Origin of the sequence: Paenarthrobacter sp. YJN-D, from assembly GCF_015040335.1 — a bacterium.
Classification (GTDB): Bacteria; Actinomycetota; Actinomycetes; order Actinomycetales; family Micrococcaceae; genus Arthrobacter; species Arthrobacter nicotinovorans.
In genome coordinates, this window is record NZ_CP053549.1 from 1,945,065 (window position 1) to 1,958,379 (window position 13,315).

Here is a 13,315-nt window from a genome sequence, read left to right on the forward strand (position 1 = left end):
GATTGGAGATTTGGGTTTGGAGCTTGGGGATGTGTTGTGTGCCTCACAGACAACACTTGTTGCCTATGAGGATATGTTGTGATCGGAGTAACAGTCAAGATCCTTTGGACTTGGTTACGCCCGCAGTGGCCCTGTTGGCGTGCCTCCCGGCTACTATTGCTCCAATGACAGGGCCACATGACAGGCCTGAAAGGTTCGTGAATGAAGGCTCTACCCGTTGAACCGAGCAATGTTCCCGTTGCCATCGGTTCCAGAATCCGCGCAGCCCGGCAAGCGCAGCGCCTCACCATCGAGCAGGTTGCGGACGCCACCGGGTTGACCAAAGGCTTCCTGAGCCGCGTGGAGCGCGACCTGACATCGCCGTCGGTGGCTTCCTTGGTGACCCTCTGCCAGGTTCTGTCCGTCTCCGTCGGCGACTTGTTCGCCGCGCCGGAGACCCATCTGACACGTCGCGACGACGGCCCCAGGATCTCGCTGGGCGGCCAAGGCATTGTGGAACGCCTGCTGACCGCACGTTCCGAGCGGCGCCTGCAGATACTCCAAGCCACCATCGAGCCCCGCGGGCGCGGCGAAAACGAGCTTTACGCGGTGGACTGCGACGTGGACGTGCTGCATGTGGTCAAGGGCCGCATCAAGCTCATCCTGACCAACGAAGAATACGACCTTGAGGAAGGGGACACCCTCTCCTTCCCGGGCCGCGAACCGCACACGTGGATCAACCCGACGGACGAAACCGTGGAAGTGCTCTGGGTGCTGGTGCCCGCAGCAAGCCGGTAGTTTTCCCTCCCGGCGTTGTGCACTCCCTCCCAGTTACCTCCTGTATTGGAAGCCAGGGACCGGGCCGATCCCCGAAAGTCCGGGGCTCGGCTGGGCAAAGCCGTCCACCAACCGGGCGGGATCGTCACGACGCAGCTTGAGAACCGCCTGGATCTCCGCGATCACGCGCTCCGGCTCGAACCAGATGACTTCCGGTGGGTACCTCAGGACCAAATACCCGTTGATGGTGGAGGCGTTGTTGCGTGCCAAGTCGTTGCGGAGGGCCTTTCTATCGGAGTGAAACGCGAAGCCGTCCACTTCAATAATGAGGAACTCTTCCAGAAGGAGGTCGACGCGCCCGATGCCAGGTATTGCCACTTGGGCGTCGAATGCAATGCCGTGGGTGCGGAGCAGATGCTGTGCATCGACCTCCACAATGGACTCTGCACGCAGGTCGAGATCCTTGAGCGCGTTGAGGACGGGCCGCGACCTGTCTCCCTGCAACTGTTCCTTCAGCAGTTCCAACGGCACACCGTGCAGTCGAACCGCCGAGATTGCCATTGCCGTTGAAGCGGGCGGCGCCAGGCAAGCCATGGCATGTAGGACTACATCTTCCACCGCGGCGATTGGGAGGCTGGGATGAGGTTCGAATCTCATGGTCCTGTGCCTGACGAACCCGGTGCCGTGACCGTGATCGCATGCCAGATGGTGGAGATCAGGTGCTTTGCGTATCCACAATCCGTAGTGTTGAGCTGCGCTGGCGCAGGAGACGTAGGAGTTGTAGCGGAGGGCGGTTGCCAACTCGGGTCTGTGATCCGCAAGCATGAAGATGCCCCGCCGGGGTTGTTTCGCACCCTTGCTTGGAAGGCGCGCGATGTCCCGGCGCGAATAGCCTGCGGCCAGGAGTTGTCCGGTCCGAGCCACGCCGCCTACTTTTTCGAGGTACTGGAAGGCGTCCATCGGACCAGTCCACAGGCTTCCAACGTTCCACGAAATGACGCACTTGCCGTATGTGGGCAACTCCAGCCGACGCTCCATCCCGGTTTGAGCTCCTGGTGGCGGCGCTCCTCCCCGGTTGCCGCCGCCCTTCGTCCCACGGGCCAAGCGGAGCGCCCGAAATCCGGGGATGAGCGGAGTCCGCGGGGGGACGAACTGGGGAGGAGCGCAGCCTGCGAAGGGACTAACCGGGCAGGAGCGTGCGAGGCGGCTAGCCCACGTGGACCCAGGGGCGCCGGGTGATGTCCGGCTCGGCTTCCCGGAGCACTTCGCGGGTGACGGGCGCGATCTCCCCTTCGCCGAAGAAGAGGAAGCGGCTCAGGTTCGAAATCGGGTTGCCCTCAGTCCACCGGAAGTAGATGTGCGGCATGAAACCGGTGACGTCGCGGATGTGGAGGAGTACTGCCGCCAGCGTGTTCGGCACATTGTTGCTGTGCACTTCCAGGATCTTGAACCCGTGCCGTTCCTTGCCCACCACCTGGAGTTCCTGCTCGAAGTCTGAACTGTCGTCCACGATGATCTCGATGAAGACGGCGTCGCAGTCCAGGGGGAGGTGGTTGGCCTGCTGGGCGTGCTGCAGCTTCTCCCGGTACCTGTCGGCACTGAAGCGTTTGGGTTCGTGCGCGATGATCCGGACCGGTCCGTGCGTGTTGTTGGCCGTGAACTCCAGGGCCTTCCGGTCCATCTTGATGTGCGTGGCCCGCAGCTCGAATGCCCGCCTCATCCTGGAGACGAAGCTGACCACCAGAATGCCAAGGATGAACAGGGCGGCAATTTTCAGGCCGTCCGGGCGCTCGATGGAGTTGACCACGGTGGTGTAAACGAAGACCAGGGAAATGAGGCCGAAGCCGATGACCTGTGCTTTTTGCTTCCTTCGGCGTGCCGACAGCGTCACGGCGATGGACGCGGAAGTGATCAGGACCAGCACGCCAGTGGCATAGGCGCCACCCTGGGCATTGACATCAGCCTGGAAGATGATGGTGACGATGAAGGCGATGACCGTGAAGACGAGGACCAGGGGGCGGAGTGCCCGCGCCCAGGCCGGTGCCATGCCGTAGCGCGGCAGGTACCTGGGAACAAGGTTCAACAATCCGGCCATCGCGGAGGCTCCGGCGAACCACAGAATGGCGATTGTGCTGATGTCGTACACGGTTCCAAAGCCATCGCCCAGGAACTTATGCGCGAGGTAGGCAAGGGCGCGGCCATCGGCCTTTCCGCCGGGTTCGAATTCAGCGGCCGGAATCAACATGATCGTGGTGAAGCTGGAGGTGATGAGGAACGAGCTCATGATGATCGCGGCGGTGGTCAGGAGCTTGTGGGCACCCTTGATGCGGCCGGCCGGATTGGCTTCCGTGTCCGTGGCATGGCCTTTGATCTGGGGCATGACGGCGACGCCTGTTTCAAAACCCGAGAGGCCCAGCGCCAAGCGGGGGAATACCAGCAATGCCAGGGCGATCATCATGATCGGATCGCCGTGGGAGGTGGTCAAAGCAGTCCACCAGTCCGTGATGACGCGGGTCTCGGTGAAGACGTGGCCGATGGATACGGCGATGACCACAAGGTTGAGCATCAGGAAGGCGCCCACCAGGACGACGGCCACGTTGATGGCCTCCTTGAATCCGCGGAGGAAGACGATGCCCAGACCCGCGATGAGCGCCAGGGTGATGGCGACGTTCTGGCCTTCAAGGAAGTCCGGCGCGAACGGGTTCTCGATGAGGTGGGCCGTGGCGTCGGCAGCCGACAACGTAATGGTGATCATGAAGTCCGTGGCCGCGAAGCCAAGGAGTGCCAGGACGAAGAGCTTGCCGCCCCAGCGGGGAAGGAGCCGCTCCAGCATGGAAATGGAGCCCTCGCCGCGTGGACTTTCCTTTGCCACCCGGCGGTAAACCGGCAGCGCTCCGGCCAGGGTTGCTGTGACCAGCAGCAACGTCGCCAAGGGAGAAAGCAGGCCCGCTGCCAGGGCGGCGATGGCGGGCTGGTACCCCAGTGTCGAGAAGTAGTCCAAGCCCGTGAGGCACATGACCTTCCACCAGGCCTGCGGCTTGTGGGACTCCGAGGGCTGGCCGTGGGGGCCTTGCCGCTTGCCTGAAGTGTCCGGCATTCCCTCAAGCAACCAGGGTTTGAGCTTGAAGGAATTTTTGGGCCGGTTGGCCGGGTCGGCCGGAGGCCTCGACAGGGTGGTCACGGTGTCCTTTCGCGCAGCACGGTACTGCTTCCGCATGGAGCGTATGGCCCGGTTCGACGCCGGGACACCGGTTTTTATGGAATCTTTACGCCTGCTGTGAGCGGCGTCTCATCCTTTTGGAAGGTTGTAAACAAGTGATGCATATTAGACAACTTTGAGTGTATGATGGGTGTCACAGTCCGCAGAATCAATCCCCCTATTCACTCAAGGAGTGGCGTACTTTGGAAGAACTCCGCATCGAGGCCAACGGCAACCTGGGCCCCATCGATTCATCCCGTATCCCGCGCTACGCCGGTGCCGCCACGTATGCCCGCCTGCCCCGCCTGGACCAGGTCTCCAAGGCCGACGTCACCGTGGTCGGCGTTCCCTTCGACTCCGGCGTTTCGTACCGCCCCGGAGCCCGCTTCGGCGCCAACCACGTGCGTGAGGCCAGCCGTTTGCTCCGCCCGTACAACCCGGCCTGGGACGTCAGCCCGTTCGAGAACATCCAGGTAGCCGACGCCGGCGACATGGCAGTGAACCCGTTCAACATCAACGAGGCCATCGAAACCATCCAGCAGAACGCCTTGGACCTCACGGCCAACGGCAGCAAGCTGGTTACCCTCGGCGGCGACCACACCATCGCCCTCCCGCTGCTCCGGGCAGCAGCGGAACGCGCAGGCGAACCCATCGCCATGCTGCACTTTGATGCCCACCTGGATACCTGGGACACCTACTTTGGCGCCGAATACACGCACGGTACGCCGTTCCGCCGGGCCGTCGAAGAAGGCATCCTGGACACGGAGGCCATCAGCCACGTCGGTACCCGCGGTCCGCTGTACGGCAAGAAGGACCTCGACGACGACCACCGCTTCGGGTTCGGAATCGTCACCTCCGCCGACGTCTACTACCAGGGCGTCCTGGAGACGGTGGCAAAGATCCGCGACCGCATCGGCAACCGCCCGCTGTACATCTCGGTGGACATCGATGTCCTTGATCCGGCCCACGCCCCCGGCACCGGCACCCCCGAAGCGGGCGGCATCACCAGCCGCGAACTGCTGGAGATCATCCGCGGCTTCCGCGGCATGAACCTCGTCGGCGCGGACGTGGTGGAAGTCGCCCCGGCCTACGACCACGCAGAAATCACCGGCGTCGCCGGCAGCCACGTTGCCTATGAACTGGTGACCCTCATGGCAGACAACGCCGTTGAAGGCGACCGCCACGGTGCCCCGAACGGCTACGCGCAGCAGGCCCTCGGCGCCCGCATCCAGGAAGTCGCACAGGCCATCGGAGGGCAGCGATGATCGATTTCGATCCTGGGACAGCAGCTCCCACCAAGGGGACCAACCAGCGCAACGGTGGGGACCTCGTCGTCGAGACCCTTGAAGCGCTGGGTGCCAAGACTGTTTTCGGTATCCCGGGCCAGCACGCCCTGGGTCTTTTCGACGCCATGGGCCGCGGCAACCTGCACTTCGTGTCCTCCCGTGTGGAGAACAACTCGGCGTTCGCAGCTGACGGCTACTCCCGTGCCACCGGCGAAGTCGGTGTGCTGTTCCTGTCCACCGGTCCGGGCGCGCTGACGTCCCTCGCCGCCCTCCAGGAAGCGTATGCCACGGGTGTTCCCATGGTGGTTGTTGCCAGCCAGATCCCGCTCGACGGACTGGGCGCACGCCGCAAGGGCATGCTGCACCAACTCGATGACCAGAAGGCCTCAGCGGCGAACGTCACCAAGAGCCAGCGCCTCATCCAGCACGCATCCGGCATTCCGTCGGCCATCCAGGACGCCTGGACCGAGGCCATCTCCTCGCCCCAGGGGCCGGTCTGGATCGAAATCCCGCAGAACGTCCTGCTGGATCCGATCATGGTGCCCCCGGTTGAAGACGCGCTCGCCGAAGCCTTCGACAACCCGCCCCGGGTGGAGCTGGTCCGCGAGGCTGTGAAGTGGCTTTCGACGGCGGAACGTCCGGCGATCATCGCCGGTGGCGGTACACGCCGTGGGCGGGCCGAAAAGTCGTTGCTCTCGATTGCCGAGCAGTTGCGCGCACCGGTCATTTGCACCCCCGGCGGCAATGGCGCGTTCCCGTGGACCCACGAGCTGTCCCTGCAGTCGTGGATCGAGGACCGGTACATGACCGATGTCCTCGAAGACGCCGATGTGTTGATTGTGATCGGCTCCTCCCTGGGCGAGGTGACGTCGAACTACTTCACGTTCGAACCCCGCGGCCGCATCATCCAGATCGACGCCGAACCCCGGGTCCTCGAGTCCAACCGGCCCGGCCTGGGCATCCGCGCCGACGCCGGCCAGGCCCTCGCGGCCCTCGACGAAGCGCTCAAAGCAGCCGGAGCCGCGAATGCAACAACGCGCTCCTGGCACGGAACCGCTCCGGAAGATGTGGTCAAGGAATCCCTGGCGAAGGTCAAGGCCCGCCTGGAATCCCAGGACCTTGCCAAGGAGCTGAAGTTCATGTCCGACATCCGCGAGGCCGTCCCGGCGGACATGCAGACGTTCTGGGACATGACCATTTCCGCCTACTGGGGCTGGAGCTGCTGGGATGCCCGGCAGGGCCAGTTCCACTCCGCCCAGGGCGCCGGCGGCCTCGGCTACGGTTTCCCCGCGGCCATCGGCGGAGCCGTGGGCCTGGAAACCACCGGCAAGACCGGTGGTTCTGCACGAGTGCTGGCTGTCTCCGGTGACGGCTCCTCCATGTACTCCATCTCGGAACTCGCCACCGCCAAGCAGCACAACGTCCCGGTCACTTGGCTGATCGTCGACGACGGCGGCTACGGCATCCTGCGCGAGTACATGGTGGGCGCTTTCGGCCAGGCCACAGCCACCGAGCTCGCCCGCCCGGACTTCGTGAAGCTCGCTGAAGCCTTCGGTGTCCCGGGCCGCCGGGTTGCCCCGGAGGATGTCGGGGACGCGCTTAAGGCGTCCTTCGCAGCGGACGGACCCAACGTCGTCGTGGTTGAGACGCTGCTGAAGATGTTCGGCCCCACCCACCTGGACGACTAAGGCGATCAAGTCCCTAAAGAGTCAGCCCCCGCACGGAATACCGTGCGGGGGCTGACTGCGTTGCGGGGATGCCGGCGGCAAGGGAAGCGGTTAGTCGAGTTCGCGTTGGGTGCCTTCGGGCGTGGCCTTCACGGCGATGGCCGATGCCAGCATGGCGGCAATCCAGAAGACCGCGATGAGCCAGATTCCACCGCCGGCGGCAAGGCTCAGTCCGGCTACGATCATGGGCGTGAAGCCCGCACCGATCATCGAGGCACCCTGGTAGGCCAGCGATGCTCCCGTGTAGCGGTTGCGGGTAGGGAACTGTTCGGCGACGTATGCGGCAATCGGGCCGTACAGGAAGCCCTGGACCAGTCCGTTGCCCAGGATGATCGCGGCCGCGAAGCCCCACAACTCACCGTTGCTCATCAGCATGAGGATCGGGTACACCAGCACGGCGCCCAGGAGGGACGCACCAATGAGGACACGACGCCGGCCGATCCGGTCGCTGAGGCGGGCGGAGTAGAAGCAGATCACCAGGGTCAGCAGCGCGGCAACGGCCTTGATATTCAGGACACCGTTCTTGTCCGCCCCGCTCTCGACGGCGACGGAGACGCCCCACACCGTGGTCATGGACTGGCACACGTAGAACGAGGTGGTGGCCAGCAGGCCCAGGACTACGGCGCGGGGGTTGTTCTTCAGGACATCGAGCAAGGGCACCCGGCGCTGTTCGCCGGCAGCTTCCAGACGCTGGAAGGCAGGTGTTTCGGCCACCTTGAGCCGGATGACCATGCCGACGACAATGAGCAATGCGCTCAGCAGGAACGGCACGCGCCAACCCCACACGAGGAAGTCATTGCCGGAAACCGCGGCGAACAAGGACAGGGCAAGGGTGCCGAGAATGGCGCCGGCCGGTCCGCCGGCGTTGGCGAAGGCGGCCGCAAAACCGCGGTGCTTCTTGGGGGCGTGCTCGATCGCCATGAGCGCGGCACCACCCCACTCGCCACCGACGGCAACACCCTGGACCAGGCGGAGAAGAACCAAAGCCAGCGGCGCGGCCATGCCGATCTGGGCGGTGGTGGGCAGCAGGCCGATCGCCGTGGTGCCCAGTCCCATGATGAGCATGGACAGGACCAGCATCTTCTTGCGGCCAAGTCGGTCACCGAAGTGTCCGAAAATCAGGCCGCCCACCGGCCGGGCAATGTAGCCCACGGCGAGCGTGACGAACGAGGCGAACAAATCAAAGCCGGGGCCGAGGTTGGCGAAGAACACCTTGTTGAAGACCAGGCTTGCTGCCGTGGCGTAGAGAACGAAGTCGTAGTACTCGATGGCGCTGCCAATGAAGCTGGATGCGAGGATGCGACGCATGTCCTTGGTGTTCATGGACGCATCCGCCGAAGTGGCCGTGCCTGTCTTCGGGGCGGTTGGTGCTGAGCTCATGTGCTTCCTCAGTGTGGGTACTGGCTCGTCAGCGCTGACGGGCGAACGGGATGGTGTCGAGATCGTTGGGAACCGTGAACGTCCCGGAGAAATGCTCCCCGGCTTCCCGCCATACGGCTTCGGAAGCAGAACCGGGCACGAGGTGGTGCAGGGCCAGGTGGCCGGCACCGGCAAGCTCGGCGAGCTTCGCGGCTTCGCGGACGCTGGTGTGGGACTTGTAGTGGTGGTCGCGGGAAGCCCGGCTGGACTCATCGGTCTTGTCTGCGTACAGCGACTCCACCCAGTTGAAGTCGATCGCTTCATGCAGCAGGAGGTCCGTGTCCTGCGCCAAGGTGATCATGTTTTGCGTGTAAGCGGTATCACCGGAAATGGTCACGGAACCCTCGGCGGTGTCGAAGCGGAAGGCGAATGCCGGGGCCACGGGAGGGTGTTCCACCAGGATCGCGGTCACGGTGACGAGTTCGTCGCGGTAGACCTCGAAGGGTTCCATGTCCGGCGTCGGGTTGTTGTTGGGGTGGTAGCCCGATTCCGCCGGGATCCGGATGTCTTCGGCGTGGAAAATGTCCAAGGGGCTGGGCCGCAGGCTGTCCAGGATGCGGTCGTTGAGGTCGGTGGCGTGCGCTTTCATGAGCTGTTCGAACATCTGCCGGGTACCCGGCGTCGGATTTTCAGGCGCCAGCGGCTGAGGCTCGACGACGGCGCGCGGCGACACGGCGGGTAGCTCGCCGCGGTTGCCCGGTCCAATGATCTTTACGGGGGAGTCGAGGCGGTCTGTCAGGGCGTAGAGGCCGAAGATTCCCAGCCCGGCGAGATCGTAGACGTGGTCCGAGTGCAGGTGCGTGATGAAGAGTGCCCGGAGGTCCTTGAGCTGCAAGCCGGACTGGCTGAGCCGCCGTCCGGCGCCCTGGCCGAAATCCACCAGGTAGAAAGCATCCCCCACCACCACGGCGGTGGCGATCCCGGTGCGCTCGCCGGTGTCAGCCGCTGCCCACCATCGCGGTCCGCCGGCCGTTCCGAGGGTGACGATGTGCGGCTTCAGGGATGACGTCGGTGTCATGGATGCTCCTTTGACTGAATGGGCTTTCTTCCAGTGTGGTGCGGACCACGTCACTTGTATAATCAATCAATTCAAAGAAGTTCATAAGGAGAACTGATGGGTGAGTTTACGCTTCGGCAGCTGGAATATTTCGTGGCCGTGCTGGACCACGGTTCGCTCACCAAGGCCGCCAGTGAAAGCAATATCTCCCAGGCTGCCGCATCCATGGCCATCGCCCAGTTGGAGAAAAACCTTGGCCTGGACCTGCTGATCCGGACGCGCGCCAAGCGGGTGGAACCGACGCCGGCCGGAGTTGAGCTCGGCGTCCGGGCCCGGCGGATCCTCCGTGAAGCCGCAGATCTCCAGGGGGCACTTCGTGGTTCCCATGAGGACATGCGTGGTCGGGTCGCCATCGGCTGCATGATTGCCATCTCGCCTCGCTTGATCCCCGAGCTGATCCATGTCTTTGCGGCCAAATGGCCGGAGGTGGAGCTCGACTTCGTGGAGGGAAACGCCGAAGAGCTGCAGCGTGCCGTGGGGGAAGGCGAGTTGGACGTTGCGTTCATCTATTCGCTCCAGGCGGTTCCCGGCGTCGAAATTTTGACGGTGGCTCCTTCCCGGCCGCAGTTCATGCTGGCCGCCGATCATCCTCTGGCCGGCAGTGCCTCGCTGCGCTTTGCCGATCTCGCCGATGAGGATGTAGTCCTGTTCGATGTTCCACCCAGCGCGGAGCGGGTCATCGCGATGTTCCATTCGGCGGGCATCGAGCCGAAAGTGCGGTGGCGCAGCGTGGTGGCCCAGACAATCCGCGGCATCGTGGCCAGCGGCCGGGCGTACTCGGTGACGAATGTCTGGCCGGGAATCGAGTCCCTCTACACGGGTGCGCGTGTTGCGCTTGTCCCGATCGAGGACAAGGTGCCGGCGAACGAACTGGCAGCCGTAGTGGCGCCGGGCGTAAGCCGTCCGCGCCGCGTGGAGGAAGTCATCAACGCGGCCCGGGAGCTGACCCGCCCGGAGGCCTAAGCTCTTCCTTTAGTTTCCCAAAGCAATCAATCTGCGTTATAGTTGCTTTAGGCAAACAAAAAGGGGTGTTTTACATGTCTGTCGGTTCTGCCACAGCAACCGATCTTGTGCATCAGATCTTTGACCTGCAGCGGACTCTGCGCTGCGTGGTAACCGCGCACATGGCCCGCGTTCCCGACGTCGGAATGGCGGTCCAAGGGGTGATGCGGTTCATCGGCGAGGGGGAGACCCGTGCCACGCACCTGGCCGCGCGCCTTGGCGTGAGTGCGCCGGTACTGAGCCGCCACGTCGCGGAGCTCGAAGAACTCGGCTTCGTTACCAGGCGGCCGGATCCCGCAGACGGCAGGGCGCAGCTTCTGGCCCTGACTGAACGCGGGACGGCGAAGCTGCACGAATTCGAAGAACAACGCAGCGTGAGACTGCGGGATTACCTGGCGGATTGGAGCGAGGCTGACGCCCTCGAGGCCTCCCAGGTCATCAACAAACTCACCGAATCCCTCAAGGATTCAATCCGGGCAACGGCGGCCGGCTCCATCACAACAGACCAGACAGCTTAGGAGCCCACGCATGGCTACAGCAGCACCACAACATCCGCAGGCGGTGGACGCCGCAGCCAAGGCTGCCGCGCCCATGACCCACCGTCAGATCATGGAAGCCCTGACCGGCCTCCTCGCGGCCTTCTTCACGGCGATCCTCAGCAGCACCATCGTCGCCAACGCACTTCCCACCATCATGTCCGAGCTCAAGGGCACCCAGACCGACTTCGCCTGGGTCATCACGGCCGCCCTGCTGGCGAACGCGGCCACAACGCCCATCTGGGGCAAGCTCGCGGACCTCTTCGACAAGAAGCTCCTGGTCCAGCTGAGCATCATCATCTTCGTGGCCGGCTCGGTCATGGCGGGCCTGTCCGAAACCATCCCGCTCCTGCTTACCGCGCGCGTTATCCAGGGCATCGCCATGGGTGGCCTCACGGCCCTGGCACAGGCGATCATCGGATCCATGATTCCGCCCCGCGACCGCGGCAAGTACTCCGGATACATGGGTGCCGTCATGGCTGTCGGCACGGCCGGCGGCCCGTTGCTGGGTGGCTTCATCGTGGATAGCCCGCTCGGCTGGCGCTGGACGTTCTTCGTCTGCGTGCCACTGGCCGTCGTCGCGCTGATCCTGCTCCAGATCACGCTGAAGATCGAGCACATCAAGCGGCCCGCCAAGATCGACTGGCTCGGTTCCATCCTGCTGACCTCCGGCGTGAGCCTGCTCCTGATCTGGGTCTCCTTTGCCGGCAACCCGGAGTACTACGACTGGTTCTCGTGGCAGTCGGCACTCATGGTCGGCGGCGGCGTAGCACTCCTTGCGCTCCTGGTGTTCGTCGAAACCAAGGTTGCCCAGCCGATCATTCCGCTCAAGATCATCTCGGAGCGCACCACGGCGCTGGCCATCGTTGCTTCCGTTGCGGTTGGTATCGCCATGTTCGGCTCCTCCACGTTCCTGGGACAGTACTTCCAGGTAGCCCGTGGAGCCACACCCACCGAGGCCGGCCTGCTCACGCTGCCCATGATCGCCGGAAACCTCATCGGTTCGGTGGCATCGGGCATCCTGATCAGCCGCTTCGGCAAGTGGAAGAGGTTCCTGATTGCAGGCTCCGTTCTCCTTATCGGCGGGCTTGCCTTTGCAGGAACCATGGACCACACCACCGAACTCTGGATCGTGGCCATCTACACAGGCGTGTTCGGCCTGGGCCTGGGCATGCTGATGCAGAACCTGGTGCTGGCCGTACAGAACACCGTTCAGGCAAAGGACATCGGCACCGCAAGTGCATCGGTGGCGTTCTTCCGCTCGGTGGGTGGCGCGATCGGCGTCTCCGTTCTTGGCGCCATCATGTCCAACCATGTGAAGGACCTGGCGGTTGAAGGCATGGCCGCCGCCGGCATCCCCGTCCAGGGCGGCGCTTCAGGCGCCAGCATGGACCTGGCGGATATGCCCGCTCCCATCGCAGACATCATGCGTGCCGCCTACGGTGACGCGACTGCACAGATCTTCCTGATCTCCGCGATCATCAGCGTGGTGGCCCTCCTGGCAGTCCTCTTCATCAAGGAACGCCCGTTGCGCCGCACCGTTGATGCCGCACCGGAAAAGGAACTCGTGGCCACGGCCTCGGGAGAAGCCGGCATGTCGCTGGACACTGCGTCCATGGACGCGGTGAAGGCTGGCGACAGGGTGAAGACCGACGACGCCGCGAGCCCCGTGGGTGCCCGTCGTCCCCTTCCGGGGACCGGGCGTGAGGTACGGCCGGAGGATTCCGGTTCCGACCTCGACCTGGAGTTCGCCCGCATCCTGACCCAGGAACGGCCCTCAGCGACGGCCGACGTCAAGGAAGTACAGGAGCAACTGACACGCACGCAGTACGTCCTGGCCGAACAGCAGTTGCAGCTTAGCCGTGCCAACGTGGAACTGCAGGCCCGCTTGCGGGATCAGCAGACCATCGCGGAACAGCAGACCCGCACCGCTGAGGAACTTGCCGCGATCCGTAAGGAACTCAAGCGCGAACGCAGGCAGCAGGAACGTATGGCGTTGCTTCTGCTCCAGGGTGTTGAAGCCCGCCAGGAACACGGCAAGCACGCAGGCTGAAAGGCACTGACCCCACCCGGTTCGGGATTCCGGGCCCGCAAGGCCGGCTGCAGCGAAACAGAGCAGTTGACAGGTCAAGCGAACGGGGCCCGGGACAGGTCCAGCGAACAGGGCCGAACAGGGCAGGACTGAAAGCGCCGGCTGGGATTCCAGCCGGCGCTTTGCTGTGTTCCGGCAACCTTCTGCCGCTGGGGGAGCATGCACGACACGGCAGATACTCCGCTGGGATGATCTTTTCCCGAAGTTGTTTCGCCGGGGCAACGGATTTCGTAGAGTGGGG

At 64.0% G+C, this 13,315-nt stretch carries 10 protein-coding genes; 6 read left to right on the forward strand and 4 right to left on the reverse strand.

Going from position 1 to position 13,315, the window contains the following annotated elements:
* Window positions 1-201 precede the first annotated feature (201 nt).
* Window positions 202-777, forward strand: a complete 576-nt coding sequence (locus HMI60_RS09195) for a helix-turn-helix domain-containing protein (RefSeq protein WP_018777077.1) — start codon at window positions 202-204, stop codon at window positions 775-777.
* Between the two features lie 33 nt (window positions 778-810).
* Here the strand turns inward: HMI60_RS09195 and HMI60_RS09200 are convergent, their stop codons facing one another.
* Together HMI60_RS09200 and HMI60_RS09205 are read right to left on the reverse strand one after the other, a co-directional pair.
* Window positions 811-1,716 carry a type IV toxin-antitoxin system AbiEi family antitoxin domain-containing protein gene (locus HMI60_RS09200; protein WP_035733454.1) on the reverse strand — a complete coding sequence of 302 codons (906 nt, stop codon included), beginning with the start codon at window positions 1,714-1,716 and terminating at the stop codon, window positions 811-813.
* A gap of 247 nt (window positions 1,717-1,963) precedes the next feature.
* Window positions 1,964-3,937: an APC family permease gene (locus tag HMI60_RS09205; protein WP_039240095.1), complete on the reverse strand. Its 1,974-nt coding sequence runs from the start codon at window positions 3,935-3,937 to the stop codon at window positions 1,964-1,966.
* Window positions 3,938-4,158: 221 nt separating this feature from the next.
* Here HMI60_RS09205 and speB point away from each other — a divergent pair, with 221 nt between their 5' ends.
* Together speB and HMI60_RS09215 are read left to right on the forward strand one after the other, a co-directional pair.
* On the forward strand, window positions 4,159-5,220 hold the full coding sequence (speB, locus tag HMI60_RS09210) for an agmatinase (protein WP_018777080.1): 1,062 nt from the start codon (window positions 4,159-4,161) through the stop codon (window positions 5,218-5,220).
* Window positions 5,217-6,929 carry a thiamine pyrophosphate-binding protein gene (locus HMI60_RS09215; protein ID WP_193591009.1) on the forward strand — a complete coding sequence of 571 codons (1,713 nt, stop codon included), beginning with the start codon at window positions 5,217-5,219 and terminating at the stop codon, window positions 6,927-6,929. The genes speB and HMI60_RS09215 overlap by 4 nt, the downstream gene beginning before the upstream one ends.
* A gap of 90 nt (window positions 6,930-7,019) precedes the next feature.
* On the opposite strand, the gene HMI60_RS09220 is transcribed toward HMI60_RS09215, so the two are convergent.
* Both HMI60_RS09220 and HMI60_RS09225 read right to left on the reverse strand, forming a co-directional pair.
* Window positions 7,020-8,348 (reverse strand): MFS transporter, encoded by a 1,329-nt coding sequence (locus HMI60_RS09220; RefSeq protein WP_110505868.1) that lies wholly within the window; start codon window positions 8,346-8,348, stop codon window positions 7,020-7,022.
* Between the two features lie 28 nt (window positions 8,349-8,376).
* Complete coding sequence (locus HMI60_RS09225; RefSeq protein WP_110505867.1) at window positions 8,377-9,405, reverse strand: MBL fold metallo-hydrolase; 1,029 nt, start codon at window positions 9,403-9,405, stop codon at window positions 8,377-8,379.
* Between the two features lie 96 nt (window positions 9,406-9,501).
* On the opposite strand from HMI60_RS09225, the gene HMI60_RS09230 reads away from it, so the two are divergent.
* The 3 genes from HMI60_RS09230 (at window position 9,502) to HMI60_RS09240 (ending at window position 13,035) form a co-directional block, all read left to right on the forward strand.
* The gene (locus HMI60_RS09230) at window positions 9,502-10,407 is read left to right on the forward strand and encodes a LysR family transcriptional regulator (RefSeq protein ID WP_055974375.1); all 906 of its coding nucleotides are present in this window, start codon (window positions 9,502-9,504) and stop codon (window positions 10,405-10,407) included.
* A gap of 74 nt (window positions 10,408-10,481) precedes the next feature.
* Window positions 10,482-10,964 (forward strand): MarR family winged helix-turn-helix transcriptional regulator, encoded by a 483-nt coding sequence (locus HMI60_RS09235; protein WP_018777085.1) that lies wholly within the window; start codon window positions 10,482-10,484, stop codon window positions 10,962-10,964.
* A 10-nt stretch (window positions 10,965-10,974) separates the two neighbouring features.
* On the forward strand, window positions 10,975-13,035 hold the full coding sequence (locus HMI60_RS09240) for an MFS transporter (protein WP_193591010.1): 2,061 nt from the start codon (window positions 10,975-10,977) through the stop codon (window positions 13,033-13,035).
* The last annotated feature ends 280 nt before the right edge of the window (window positions 13,036-13,315 follow it).